This is a genomic window from Neptuniibacter marinus, from assembly GCF_001597725.1.
Lineage (GTDB): Bacteria > Pseudomonadota > Gammaproteobacteria > Pseudomonadales > Balneatricaceae > Neptuniibacter > Neptuniibacter marinus.
In genome coordinates, this window is record NZ_LUTR01000015.1 from 55,417 (window position 1) to 69,582 (window position 14,166).

At 43.8% G+C, this 14,166-nt stretch carries 13 protein-coding genes; all 13 read right to left on the bottom strand.

Features of this window, described 5'->3' with window-relative positions:
* Nucleotides 1-942 (bottom strand): DUF368 domain-containing protein, encoded by a 942-nt coding sequence (locus A3774_RS11080; RefSeq protein WP_067867190.1) that lies wholly within the window; start codon nt 940-942, stop codon nt 1-3.
* Nucleotides 943-951: 9 nt separating this feature from the next.
* Nucleotides 952-1,590, bottom strand: a complete 639-nt coding sequence (locus A3774_RS11085) for a protein-L-isoaspartate(D-aspartate) O-methyltransferase (RefSeq protein ID WP_197468059.1) — start codon at nt 1,588-1,590, stop codon at nt 952-954.
* Between the two features lie 26 nt (nt 1,591-1,616).
* The gene (gene surE / locus A3774_RS11090) at nt 1,617-2,366 is read right to left on the bottom strand and encodes a 5'/3'-nucleotidase SurE (protein ID WP_067867194.1); all 750 of its coding nucleotides are present in this window, start codon (nt 2,364-2,366) and stop codon (nt 1,617-1,619) included.
* Between the two features lie 10 nt (nt 2,367-2,376).
* Entirely contained in the window at nt 2,377-3,411 is a 1,035-nt protein-coding gene (gene truD, locus A3774_RS11095; RefSeq protein ID WP_067867196.1) for a tRNA pseudouridine(13) synthase TruD, read from the bottom strand.
* Between the two features lie 3 nt (nt 3,412-3,414).
* Entirely contained in the window at nt 3,415-3,711 is a 297-nt protein-coding gene (ftsB, locus tag A3774_RS11100; protein ID WP_456264839.1) for a cell division protein FtsB, read from the bottom strand.
* 66 nt (nt 3,712-3,777) lie between these two features.
* Nucleotides 3,778-5,073 carry a phosphopyruvate hydratase gene (gene eno, locus A3774_RS11105; protein ID WP_067867198.1) on the bottom strand — a complete coding sequence of 432 codons (1,296 nt, stop codon included), beginning with the start codon at nt 5,071-5,073 and terminating at the stop codon, nt 3,778-3,780.
* Between the two features lie 58 nt (nt 5,074-5,131).
* Nucleotides 5,132-6,757, bottom strand: a complete 1,626-nt coding sequence (locus A3774_RS11110) for a CTP synthase (protein ID WP_067867200.1) — start codon at nt 6,755-6,757, stop codon at nt 5,132-5,134.
* Between the two features lie 69 nt (nt 6,758-6,826).
* Nucleotides 6,827-8,167, bottom strand: a complete 1,341-nt coding sequence (gene tilS / locus A3774_RS11115) for a tRNA lysidine(34) synthetase TilS (protein ID WP_197468058.1) — start codon at nt 8,165-8,167, stop codon at nt 6,827-6,829.
* Nucleotides 8,157-9,119 carry an acetyl-CoA carboxylase carboxyl transferase subunit alpha gene (accA, locus tag A3774_RS11120; protein WP_067867247.1) on the bottom strand — a complete coding sequence of 321 codons (963 nt, stop codon included), beginning with the start codon at nt 9,117-9,119 and terminating at the stop codon, nt 8,157-8,159. Before accA ends, tilS begins: the two co-directional genes overlap by 11 nt.
* A gap of 67 nt (nt 9,120-9,186) precedes the next feature.
* Nucleotides 9,187-12,693, bottom strand: a complete 3,507-nt coding sequence (gene dnaE, locus A3774_RS11125; RefSeq protein WP_067867204.1) for a DNA polymerase III subunit alpha — start codon at nt 12,691-12,693, stop codon at nt 9,187-9,189.
* A gap of 25 nt (nt 12,694-12,718) precedes the next feature.
* A complete protein-coding gene (gene rnhB, locus A3774_RS11130; RefSeq protein WP_067867207.1) occupies nt 12,719-13,291 on the bottom strand; it encodes a ribonuclease HII in 573 nt (190 codons plus the stop codon).
* A 220-nt stretch (nt 13,292-13,511) separates the two neighbouring features.
* Complete coding sequence (locus tag A3774_RS11135) at nt 13,512-13,937, bottom strand: c-type cytochrome (protein ID WP_067867209.1); 426 nt, start codon at nt 13,935-13,937, stop codon at nt 13,512-13,514.
* On the bottom strand, nt 13,934-14,152 hold the full coding sequence (locus A3774_RS11140) for an SHOCT domain-containing protein (protein WP_067867211.1): 219 nt from the start codon (nt 14,150-14,152) through the stop codon (nt 13,934-13,936). The genes A3774_RS11135 and A3774_RS11140 overlap by 4 nt, the downstream gene beginning before the upstream one ends.
* Nucleotides 14,153-14,166: the final 14 nt, after the last annotated feature.

Genomic DNA, 14,166 nt, shown 5'->3' on the forward strand with positions numbered 1-14,166 from the left:
CTATACCTCTGATTTTCGCCCCATTTTTTCAATTACTACAACCACAAGAACCCCTACAATCATCAATAATAAAGAATACATTAATAACGCGGGCTCACCCGTAAGCGACTCAAAGGAAAACGGAGATATATTTTCTTGCACTAAAGGTATCTCCTCACCATGCCGATTAATGGTATAGGCTGTTGTATATTTCCAAGGCCACACTTTATTAAGCGAGCCCAACATAAAGCCACCTAATAGTGCAAAGGTGGTGGTTTTGAAAGAACTAAACATCCAACTCAATACACGGGAAAAACTTAACAACCCAACAATACAGCCACCAACAAATAAACTTAGGGTCACCAACTCTAAATTTTTAATAGCCATCAAGATCGGCGCATACATACCTAAGAGCAACAGAATAAAACTTCCTGAAATACCGGGAAGAATCATTGCACAAATTGCCACCATACCAGACAGAAAGATAAACAGCGGTGTTACCTCCAAGCTTGTAGGAGACATTGATGTAACAAAGTAAGCCGTAACTACCCCAACAATAAAGGAGGTATAGGTATTACGATCCCATAGATCTATATGCCGACAGACTGACCATACTGAAGCCAAGATCAGACCGAAGAAAAAAGACCAAAGCAATTCCGGATATTCTGCTAACCAATACAGAACAACATGAGAGATAGTTAATAAACTAAATAGTATTCCGGAAATAAGTGTTAAAAGAAACGAGCCATTGACATGTTTCCATACAGCAACAGGCCCCTCCCTAAACAACATCAGTACAGCGGCCGGACCAAACTGCTTTAATGAAAATATAAGCTCTTCATATATTCCCATCATAAAGGCGATTGTGCCTCCAGACACGCCAGGAACCGTATCTGCAGCCCCCATCATCATACCTTTACCCGACAGCGCAATATAATCACGCAGTGAACGCCTTTCTTGCATCTAAACTCCCTAACGTACAGTACCGCTTAATAATGGAACAAATTTCACACACTCAAGCACTTCTGTTGAAAACTCCTCTTCTGAGAGGCGTAAAACCAGCTTAAGCTCCTGACTATCACTTCCACCTACAGGAATGATGAGTCTTCCACCAATAGCTAACTGCTGCTTCAACTCTTCTGGAACTTCTTCCGGAGCACAGGCAGCCAATATCCCATCAAATGGAGCCTTGACTGACCAACCCATTCCTCCATCGGTATGCTTAAGATGGACATTACTAAGTCCTAACAGTTTTAGCCGCTCTCGTGCTTTTTCTTGTAAAGGACGAATCCTCTCTACACTAAACAATTCGGACACCAAGGGTGCCAAAATGGATGTTTGATACCCTGAACCGGTACCCACTTCTAACACTTTATCTAAAGGCCCATCCGCCAATAAGGTTTCAGTCATACGTGCGACAATAAAAGGCTGCGATATAGTCTGATTAAAACCAATAGGTAGGGCTGTATCTTCATACGCACGATGCGATAAAGCTTCATCAATAAAGATGTGTCTAGGCGTCTGACGCATCACTTCGAGTACAGATTCATTAACTATACCCTGCTCCCTTAACCGATTAATTAATCGGTCTCGAGTTCGTTGTGAGGTCATTCCTATCCCACGTAATTGCTTATCGTTCAAAAACTACGCTCCAACCAATCACCTACATTATCCATACCTGCGTATTCCGTCATATCCACATGCAAAGGCGTAATAGATACACAACGCTCATCCAACGCATAAAAATCAGTACCTGGCGCCCTATCTGCTGCAGCCCCCGCTCCAGCAATCCAATAACGCACCTTTCCGCGAGGGTCATGGGTTACTATTGGTTTATCAGCACAGGATCTATGCCCTAAACGAGTCACATGAATACCGCTAAATTCATCCACAGAGCAGTCAGGCACATTAACATTTAAAATAGTTCTCGGCGCAACATTCAGCTGATGAATATTAGCTACTATATCTTTGGCCACTTGCGCGGCAGCTTCATAAGAAGCTGGATGAAAGCTGCCTGATGATATAGCAATGGAGGGATAACGAAAATGCCTGCCCTCCATCGCAGCAGCAACCGTTCCTGAGTAGATCACATCATCACCAAGATTAGGGCCAGCATTGATCCCTGACACTACAATATCTGGTTCCATACCCAATACTCCAGACCCACCAATATGAACACAATCGGTCGGCGTGCCATTGATACTATAAAATCCATTTTCGTGGTGAACAATTTCCAATGGTCTATCAAGGGTTAAAGAATTACTCGCGGCGCTCCGATTTCTATCCGGAGCGACTACCAACACTTCGCCTAAATCAGATAAGGCTCGGACTAACGCCGACAACCCTGGAGCATAAACACCATCATCATTTGAGATTAATATCTTCATATATCCGTCGTTACTCTGACACAGAAGTTAAACACAGCTCTCGAAGTACACTTGTTGCGAAAGCACCAGACATTAAACCAAACTCAATCCAACACTCTGTCTCGCTTATCTGCTCTAGCTTAAGGTTTTCAGGCTGCAGCTTCAAAGCTCTTCGCTCCTGATTTAAACTTAAGGTTTCTAAAAGATCGGAAACGTCTTTCCATTGCAACAAAGTAGAGCGCTCCCATTCTTCGGCTTCACCTGTAGGCATCATCTCACCACGCCCCCACAAAGGCCCAGTCAGCGTAATAGCATCATTATTAAGGCGCTGTTGCAGCTCATCGTTCGACTTTTCTTCAACAAAACAGCTCTGACTGCCGGAGATCATCAAAGCATCACCATCCATTATGCGACCCCACAACCCGCTTTCTATACGTGAAGACAAAAGCTGGTTAAACAACCATGAGCGCACCGCCGAAATATAGATCCCTTTTTTGTTACGCTGCCGCTCCTGAATCTCCCCTTTTAACAGGGCAATGCCTTTATACAAATTACCAAAATCAAAACCAAAGCGCTGTTCACCAAAGTAATTAGGTACGCCCCCTTGTTCTACCAAAGCCACGCGACGCTTCAACGCATCCATATCCGTAACTTGCCGTAAGCACAGCCTAAAGGTATTCCCTTTTAGCGTACCTAAGCGAAGTTTGCGCGGATGACGTACCGCCTCAAGCACCTCAATGCTATCGCCACCAAACAGCTTCCAATTGAGATTTCGCTTAATGGGAAATTTAATACAAAACCACTGTTCAGTAACCGCATGCCGATCTTTTTTGCCGGCATAAGTCACATCCCGCGGGCTAACTTGAGCAAAGTTAGCTAGCTGGCGTGCAACCCAATCTGTATTCTCTCCACGTTTGCGGATATATAAAAATACATGCTCACCTTGCCCCTCCGGTTCAAAGCCAAGCGACTCTATAACTTGGAAATCTTCAGGGGTTGAACGAATAACTGCTTCGCTCTCAGGAACGCCGTATAAATATTTAAAATCTGTAGGTAGGATTGTCACGTGTTATTTATTCTCTTCTACAGGCTCAACTAACTGAATAAACGTTTCGCCATCACGTATCATGCCCAATTCACTTCGAGCACGTTCTTCTAGCGCTGCTTGCCCTTTTTTAAGATCCTGAACTTCAGCTTCTAACTCACTATTTCTTTGACTTAACTCTTGGTTAATACTTTTCTGCAACTCGATTTTGGCATTCAAGTCCCAAATATCACGCACATTCACCTCTCCGAACCACAATCGGTATTGCAGTCCTAATAAAAGGCAAATGAGTAACGTAATTAACCAGCGATACATAGACATTCTTTAAGCAAAAAAAGAGGGCAATCCGCCCCCTTTTTATATCAGACTATTGAGCAAACAACTACGTTAGCCCTGCCCTTTAATTTCTTTCAAACCATTATAGATAGCATCAACACCTAACTCTTCTTCTATACGAAGCAGGCGATTGTACTTAGCTACTCGGTCAGAACGACATAGTGAACCTGTCTTTATCTGACCAGCAGCCGTACCCACAGCTAAATCAGCAATAGTGGTATCTTCTGTTTCGCCTGAGCGATGAGAGATAACCGCAGTAAATCCAGCATCTTTAGCCATTTTGATAGCATCAAGCGTTTCTGACAAAGAACCAATCTGGTTAAATTTAATCAGTATTGAGTTACCAATACTCTGCTCAATACCACGGCTCAATATTTTAGTATTAGTTACAAAAAGGTCATCACCAACCAATTGAACTTTATTGCCAATTCTCTTCGTCAGATAAGCCCAACCTTCCCAATCTGACTCATCCAAACCATCTTCAACAGAAACGATTGGATAGTTTTCAGTAAGAACCGCAAGGTAATCACTAAAACCTTCGGAATCAAAAACCTTACCTTCGCCAGCAAGATCATATTTGCCATCTTTATAAAATTCAGATGCGGCGCAATCTAAAGCTAGAGTGACATCTTTACCTAACTCATAACCTGCATTTGAGACCGCTTCTTTAATAACAACCAGCGCTTCTTCATTGGACGCTAGATTAGGCGCAAAACCACCTTCATCACCGACCGCTGTATTCAAGCCTTTGGCTTTTAAAACCGCTTTCAATGCATGAAAAATCTCTGCACCACAACGCAAACCTTCGGAGAACTTATCAAAATTAACCGGCTGCACCATAAACTCTTGGATATCTACGTTATTATCCGCGTGCTCACCGCCATTCAGAATATTCATCATAGGCACAGGCAAAGAGTACTGTCCTGGCGTGCCGTTCACATCTGCAATGTGCGCATAAAGAGGAATACCTTTCTCTACAGCCGCTGCTTTAGCCGCCGCCAAAGAAACCGCCAAGATAGCGTTTGCGCCAAGGTTTTCTTTATTTTCGGTACCATCCAGCTCAAGCATTTTATTATCAAGCGCACGCTGATCAGTAACATCCATTCCAATTAGCGCTTCACGGATAACACCGTTGACTGCAGCAACTGCTTTCAATACGCCTTTACCCAAGTAACGCGCTTTATCACCATCACGAAGTTCAAGTGCTTCACGAGAGCCTGTTGATGCACCAGATGGGGCACAGGCTGAACCAACAACACCTGACGCTAGGATAACGTCAGCTTCTACAGTTGGGTTTCCACGAGAATCCAATACTTCGCGGGCTTTAATGTTAGCAATCTGTGTCATGGGTAAAAAACTCCAGAAATTTTTCGTTCAGGGGGCTAAAGCCCCCGTCCATAATTTTTCAATTAGCTTGTTGATCTATCGCAGCCTGAATAAATCCGGTAAACAACCCGTGACCATCACGAGGAGTTGACGTGAACTCAGGATGGAACTGACAAGCCACAAACCAAGGATGATCCGCTACTTCTACGACTTCGACCAACTCACCATCAACTGAACGTCCAGAGATACGTAGGCCAGCATCTTCTAATTTAGAGACGTAATTGTTATTCACTTCGTAACGATGGCGGTGACGTTCAGTCACCTCTGTAGAACCATAAGCTTTAGCCGCCGTAGATCCTTCAGCCAAATGACAAATTTGGGCGCCCAAGCGCATTGTTCCACCTAGATCATCAGTTTCACCACGCGTTTCCACATCACCTTCAGATGTTCTCCACTCAGTAATCAAACCAACAACCGGATACTCTGCCTGAGTATCAAACTCAGTCGAAGTAGCAGTTTCCAGACCTGCAACATTACGCGCAAATTCAATCACTGCTACTTGCATACCTAAACAGATACCTAAGTATGGAACCTTGTTCTCACGCGCATAGCGAACAGCACTGATCTTCCCTTCAACGCCTCGTTCACCAAAACCGCCAGGCACAAGAATAGCATTAACATCACTAAGAATACCCACCCCTTCACGCTCTACACGTTCAGAATCGATACACTCAATTTTAACTCGTCTCTTCAAGGCGATACCCGCATGGGAAAGCGCCTCGATCAATGATTTATAAGCATCCAGAAGCTCCATGTATTTACCAACCATGGCAATCTTAACTTCACCTTCAGGATTCAAGTGAGCATCAGCTACACGATCCCATTCATCAAGATTGGCTTCGCCACATTCAAGATTAAAACGCTCTATCACGATGTCATCAAGATGCTGTTCTGACAGCATACGAGGAATGTTGTAGATAGTATCGGCATCAGGTAACGAAATAACCGCCCGCTCTTCCACGTTAGTAAACAGGGATAATTTACGGCGCGATGAATCGGGTATCGCAAAATCAGACCGACATACCAAGATGTCCGGTTGAATACCGATTGAACGAAGCTCTTTAACCGAATGCTGAGACGGCTTAGTTTTGATCTCACCCGCAGTAGCAATATAAGGCACTAAGGTTAAGTGCATAAACATAGCGCGAGATGAACCGAGTTCCGCTTTAAGTTGGCGAACAGCTTCCATAAACGGTAGCGATTCAATATCACCAACAGTGCCGCCAATCTCTACCAAGGCAACATCAGCATCACCAGCACCCTCTATAACACGACGCTTAATCTCATCGGTAATATGAGGAATAACCTGTACTGTACCACCAAGATAATCACCACGGCGCTCTTTACGGAGTACATGCTGATAGATACGCCCAGCAGTGAAATTATTACGTTTACTCATGGTCGTACGAATAAAACGTTCGTAGTGACCAAGGTCGAGGTCGGTTTCTGCACCATCCTCTGTTACAAAAACTTCACCATGCTGGATGGGGCTCATAGTCCCTGGATCCACATTGATATATGGGTCCAGTTTCAACATAGTTACTTTCAGCCCTCTGGCTTCCAAAATGGCAGCGAGAGATGCGGATGCGATGCCTTTGCCCAATGAGGACACAACACCGCCTGTGACGAAGATATATCGCGTCATGCAGAACCTGTCTGATCGTGTATTAAACGAGGAAATTTTAAGTTGGAGATGGCGCTATAAGATAGCAAATTAGCAGCGCTCAGACAATGAAAAGGAGCACCATAAAACAGAAAAGCCAGACTTTTCTGAGTACCATCCCTCACAAATGCAAATACTAGGCACTGCAACTAACTGATCGCCGACATAAAGTAACGGCCAATGCTCCCTATACCAAGGCGGTATCGCTGCTTCTTGTAATAGTTTTTTAACAGAGACTGAGTGTTTTTTACCTTGAGGACGACAGCGCTCTCCACCTTTACGGCGCTTTACCACAACATCGGATAAGGATTTAAGCCCCATTGTCGCAGCGGATATATACAATGTTCCCTCACCCAAATCGTACTCCCCTTCGCGTACAACTGGGAGGCCATCACACAAAAAGTTAGGCAAGGATAGATCATCACGATCTAAATAAAGTGCACCTAAAAACCGCCGTAACTTATATCCACCCAAAATATAAACAGGATTAGCATCAACCTTAGCTAGCACAACATCAGCAAAAATCACTTGCAACTGATCCTGATTAATTCGAATACCTGTTTTCACATAAACCCAATGACGCAATAAGGCACGACGTTTTTGCGGCTCAAACCCCTCTAATCTCTGTAAATCTAAGCATCCCCGTTGATCGGTACAGCCTAAAAGGTCTGATTCTAGATAGGATTCCAGCAAAGAGTGCGATTCAGCCATAAGCTCAGCGCTTTTCTGCCACTGAGTCAACACATGAGGCCATCGTTGCTTTAACAACGGCATCACACGATGACGCAAATAATTTCGATCGTAACTCTCATCCTGATTGCTCGGGTCATCTATATATTCAAGTTCCAATAGATCAGCTACTTGCTCCAACTCTGCACGACTCAACTTAAGCAATGGACGAAACAGAGCCCCTTCCCCCAAAGAACGCATCGCAGCCATGCCCGACAACCCCAGCAATCCAGCTCCACGCAGCATTCTAAATAAGAGGGTTTCAGCCTGGTCATCTGCATGATGCCCCATTAACAACAAATCCCTAGCCCTTATTACCTGCTCAAATGCAGTGTATCGAGCATCTCGCGCAGCGTTTTCAGATGAGTTTTCAGGAAAAACATCAACCACTTCATGAGCAAGAGAAAGCATAGTAGCCTGAGCACACGAAAAAGCAGCCCAACTATCAGCCTCATTTTGTAAATGATGATTAATATGGACAACATGTATCTTAGAGGAAGGTAACAAGCGAGAAGCTAGCACTAGTAAGACCTGAGAGTCTAAACCACCACTATGAGCAATAAGGAAACGCTCTATATCTGAAGAAGAAACAACTGTGAGCGCATTTTTAAATTGGCGCTCACATTTTTTGAGAACAGCAACCGCTTCAGGGTTACTCTTCACCGCCAAAACCATAAGCCATCAGACGCTTATAACGTCGTTCAAGCAACTCTTCAGTCGGTAATTCATTCAAGTGCTCTAAAACACCTAACAAGTGACGTTTTAAGTTTGCAGCCGTTAGAGCAGGGTCACGATGTGCACCACCCAATGGCTCATTAATAATTTGGTCAACTAGGCCTAATTCATGCAAACGTTCAGATGTAATACCCATCGCTTTCGCTGCATCAGCTGCACGATCAGCACTCTTCCAAAGAATCGATGCACAACCTTCAGGAGATATAACAGAGTAAGTAGAGTAGCTCATCATCATAAGCTCATCACATACACCAATCGCCAACGCACCACCAGATCCACCTTCACCGATCACGGTAGAGATAATGGGTGTTTTAAATTGTGACATTTTAGCCAAGTTAAACGCTATAGCTTCTGACTGGCCACGCTCTTCAGCATCAATACCCGGATAAGCACCCGGTGTATCAATGAAGGTCAGGATAGGCATTTTAAAACGCTCAGCCATCTCCATCAGACGCAGTGCTTTACGATAACCTTCAGGACGCGGCATACCAAAGTTACGTTTTTGACGTTCACGCACGCCACGCCCTTTTTGGTGGCCAATAACCATAACAGGCTTTCCATCAAGGCGTGCTGTACCACCAACAATAGCCTGATCATCCGCAAAATGGCGATCGCCATGTATCTCATCAAATTCATCAAAAATATATTCAATGTAATCCAATGTATACGGCCGTTGAGGATGACGTGCTAGTTGAGACACTTGCCACGCAGAAAGGTCTGAAAAGATTGATTCCGTCAAAGCACGACTCTTACCTTCAAGACGAGAAATCTCTTCAGAGATATTTAACTCGGCAGTGTCATCTCCAACCAAACGAAGTTCTTCAATTTTTGCCTGCAGCTCCGCAATCGGCTGCTCAAAATCCAGATAGTTAGGATTCATATGACTCATCTATGCTTAAGTGAAAAATTGTGCAAAGTGTACCTTTTTGCAGCTTTAAGAACCAGACCTAGTAACTCAAAGAGACTGATTCGTGACCAAAACGCTCCATTAATGCAATAAGTAGCTCATCGCTGGCTTGTACCCTCCAGTTATCACCTAAGGTTAGTACCGCCTCAGCATCTGCTCTTTTATAACGCACTTTGACCGGTAACTGACCGCCAATCTTGTAAGTATTAAGTAAACTTTCGAACTCTTTTAACTTTCTACCAGTAAATTGATCTGCCGTTGCAACCACCTGAACACCAGACGCATATTGTGAGCGTGCCTGAGGAATCGTTAACACTTTATTAACACGCACCTTCAAACCTCCAGAGAAGTGATCTTCTGCTACCTCTCCTTCTACGATAAGAACCACATCTTTTTTCACAGACTCCCTTACTTCATCATAGGTATCCCCAAAAAGCGTCACATCAATGCGGGCACTACGATCATCTAAAGTCACAAAACAGAGGTTATCGCCTTTTTTGGTCTTTTTCAGCCTAATTTCTACCACTAGACCGGCAATTTTTTGCGATTGTCCACGTGCAGGTTGAAGCTCAACAATACGTTTACTAACAAAATGCTTCAATTCAGACGCATATTCATCAATAGGGTGACCCGTCAAATAGAGCCCTAAGGTATCTTTCTCACCAGTTAAGCGCTCCTTATCAGTCCAAGGCCTAACGCCTTTGTACTCCTCATAAGGATCTCGCGTTGACTCAGCCTCAGCCTCGCCAAACAAGTCAAACATACCTGCATCTTGGTTTTTAGCGGTTTGGTCGGCAGCCTGCAGGGCATCAGGAATAGCTTTCCATAACACAGCACGCTCAGCCCCTAATTTATCTAGGGCACCCGATTTGACCAGCGCTTCAAGCACCCGTTTATTTAATTTCTTTGCCCCAACACGTTGGCAGAAATCAAACAGGTCTTTAAACTCTTCCCCTGAAGCTCTTGCTTCAACAATCGCTTCAATCGGCCCCTCACCAACCCCTTTAATGGCCCCTAGTCCATAAACTATGTCGCCGTCATCATTAACAGTGAACATATAATCGCCACTATTAACATCAGGCAAGGTTGGTGCAATCTTCATCTGACGACATTCTTCAACGAAGATCACTACTTTATCAGTGTTCTGCATATCCGAAGAAAGCACTGCAGCCATAAAAGGAGCGGGGTAATGGGTTTTTAGCCACGCTGTCTGGTAAGAAACGAGCGCGTAGGCGGCGGAATGGGATTTGTTAAAACCATAACCGGCAAACTTTTCTACCAGATCAAAGATGTTACCTGCTAAGTCTTTATCAATACCATTAGCTTCAGAGCCCTCTAAAAACAAAGCGCGTTGCTTCGCCATCTCCTCAGGCTTTTTCTTACCCATAGCACGGCGCAACATATCAGCCCCACCAAGGGTATATCCAGCCATAACCTGAGCAATCTGCATAACCTGTTCTTGGTAAAGGATAATACCGTAAGTCGGCTCCAATACTGGCTGCAAACTATCTAATTGGTAATCTGGATGCGGCCAAGCCATCTCAGCACGGCCATGCTTACGGTTGATAAAGTCATCAACCATGCCCGACTGCAAAGGCCCCGGACGAAAGAGTGCAACAAGTGCGACAATATCTTCAAAACGAGAGGGTAATAAGCGGCGGACAAGATCCTTCATACCACTCGACTCTAACTGGAACACAGCGGTAGTTTCAGAGGATTGCAGAAGATCAAATGTTTTTCTATCTTCTAAATCAATTAATGCTATATCGAGAGGCTCTTCATTATTTTTCTCTCGAATGCCATTAATCGTTTGTAACGCCCAATCAATAATTGTCAGCGTTCTCAGCCCCAAAAAGTCGAATTTAACCAAACCCGCTTCTTCAACGTCACCTTTATCGAACTGGGTAACAAGGCCTTTACCTTCTTCATCACAATAAGTTGCAGAAAAATCGGTTAGTTTGGTGGGGGCGATAACAACACCACCGGCATGTTTACCTACGTTTCGGGTAATACCTTCTAGCTTGTACGCCATCTCCATGATCTCTTGAGCTTCAGCGCTTGAGTTCACAAAATCACTTAACATTGGCTCTTGTTCCATCGCTTTCGTCAGCGTTATCCCAACCTCAAACGGGATAAGCTTAGATAGACGATCTGCCAAACCAAAAGGCTTGCCTTGCACACGCGCTACATCTCGGACAACCGCCTTGGCCGCCATAGTACCGAAAGTAACAATCTGAGATACCGCATCACGACCGTAAGTTCTAGCCACATAATCAATCACCTTATCACGGTTATCCATACAGAAATCGATATCGAAATCCGGCATAGAAACACGCTCAGGGTTTAGGAACCGCTCAAACAGTAAGTCATATTCAAGTGGGTCTAAATCAGTAATCTTTTGTACATAAGCCACCAATGAACCGGCACCAGAACCACGCCCAGGCCCTACAGGTACACCGTTTTCCTTACCCCATTTAATAAAGTCCATTACGATAAGGAAGTAACCTGGGAAACCCATCTGTATGATGATCTCAAGTTCAAACTCAAGTCGGTCAACATACAATTGCCGCTTAGCGTCATACTCAGGATCATCACGATCAAGAAGAATGGCTAAACGCTCTTCTAAACCGTCATAGGAGACCTTGCGAAAATAATCATCCATCAACATCCCTTCAGGAATGGGATATTTCGGCAGGTAGTAAGTCCCCATTTCAATTTCAATATTACAACGTTTCGCTATAGCTACTGTATTGCTAACAGCCGATGGAATATCACTAAAAAGCTCCGCCATTTCATCTTGAGAACGGAAATACTGCTCTTCACTATAATCTTTAGGGCGAGTAGGGTCTTCAAAAGCTCGTCCTTGGTTTATGCAAACGCGAACCTCATGGGCCTCAAAGTCTTCAGGCTTAATAAACATGACTTCATTGGTCGCAACAACTGGACAGTTATACTGTTTAGCTAAAGCAACTGAACCGTGAACCACCTGCTCATCACCACTTCGACCTGTACGCTGCACCTCCAAATAGAACGAATCAGGAAATACATCCATCCAATATTGTAAAATATCACCAGCCTGACCATTTTCAGCCAGAATGGAACGGCCAATTTCTCCCCGCTTACCACCTGAGAGTACAATTAAACCCTTGGATTTCTCTACAACCCATTCTTTTTTAATTAGAGCCATATCATGAATGATATTTTGCCCTTCAGAATAAGCTTGGGAGATCAGCTCCATTAGATTCAGATAACCTTCAGAGTTTCTCACTAAGAAGGTTAATCGATAAGGCTCGCCTCCCGGTTCATCCGTATTTTCAACCCAAAGATCCGCCCCACATAGTGGTTTAATACCACTACCTGTGGCTGCTTTAAAAAATTTAATTAAAGCAAAAAGATTAGTTTGGTCTGTCATCGCTACAGCAGGCATATTATTCGCTTTTGCGGCTGCAATAAGCTCTTTAACACGCACTAATCCATCCACTAAGGAAAACTCAGTATGTACACGTAGATGAATAAATTTAGGATCGTTTAAGGCTAGCTCTGACATGGTGCTCAATCTAAAATGGGTTAAGTTAATTTTCTTCTAATAACTGACGTACAGGCTTAAAAGAACGCCTGTGCTGAACTAACGGACCATGCTTTTTTAATGCTTCTAAATGGAGAACAGTCGGATAACCTTTATGTTTAGCAAACCCATATTCTGGGTGCAAAACATCAAGTTCCTGCATCTCCTTATCACGCGCAACTTTAGCGATGATGGATGCGGCACTGATCTCAGCAACTTTACTATCCCCTTTAACTACAGCTTCACTTGGGCATAATAGCTGGGGACAACGATTACCATCAATAAAAGCAAATTCGGGTGTTACATCTAACCCTTCAACGGCTCTCTGCATAGCCAGCATTGTCGCATGCAGAATATTCAGCTCGTCAATTTCCACAGGGGATGCAGAAGCAACACACCAAGCAAGTGCCTTCTCTCTTATTTCAAGATCGAGTGATTCTCGACGCTTCTCAGACAATTTTTTTGAATCGGCTAAACCTACAATCGGTTTCGATGGATCTAGAATAACAGCCGCCGCTACAACATTGCCGATCAATGGACCCTGGCTTATTTTACAACACTTTTTAGTCACTATCTGCACTAATACTCCAAACCCCTTGCCACAGTAGGGCTGAAAGCAACAGAAGTGAAAAATTAATGTCTAACTTAATTAAAAAGAGCGTGTCTAGATTTAAATCTATAATAACTCACATTGCATAAGCATGAAATTCCCCATCTAGCCCAAAATAGTAATGCAATAAACGCCACTACTGTATCTAATGCAAAGCACACCCAAGTTCAGAGAAATCTGTTATAAATCTTTAACGAAGTCCTCCCCTATCCAACCACATCTGATAGATCTCAGAAGACCATTTACTCTGAAAGAAAGCTATTGCAGCCTCTTGCTCATCATCACTCAGTGAACTTCCAAATCCAGGCATAGTGCCACCAAATTTCGCACCGCCCTCCTGAACTGTAGCCTTCAGACCTTTTAATGGGTGATGCCACGCATGGGCAGAGCCATTAAGGGGGGGAGGTGGATATTTTCCATTTGGTAAAAGCTTTTTCCATTCCCTTGTCCCTTGAGCACCTGCACCATGACAGGTTGCACAATTATTTAAAAAGACTGCTTCCCCAAGATCAACTTGGGATTGGGTGTACCAACGCCCCTCAACTTTAGGCTCTGTCTCAAAACACCCTACTAACCCAAGGGAAAGAATCAAAACGACGCCTATTCGGGTCATCATTTTTCCAATTCCGCTTTCTTTTTTAAATACTCTTCTTCTGAAATATCACCTTTTGCATAGCGGTCATCAAGAATATCCATAGCTGTCGAAGAAGCCTCTCTCTTTTTGGCGAAAGCTTTCACAAATAAAAGGATGAATAGAACTATAATCAACAGCCAAATAAACATTCCAAACCCATGCCACCCTGATGTAAACATATCACCTGCATGCCACATAATCTGACTCCTTA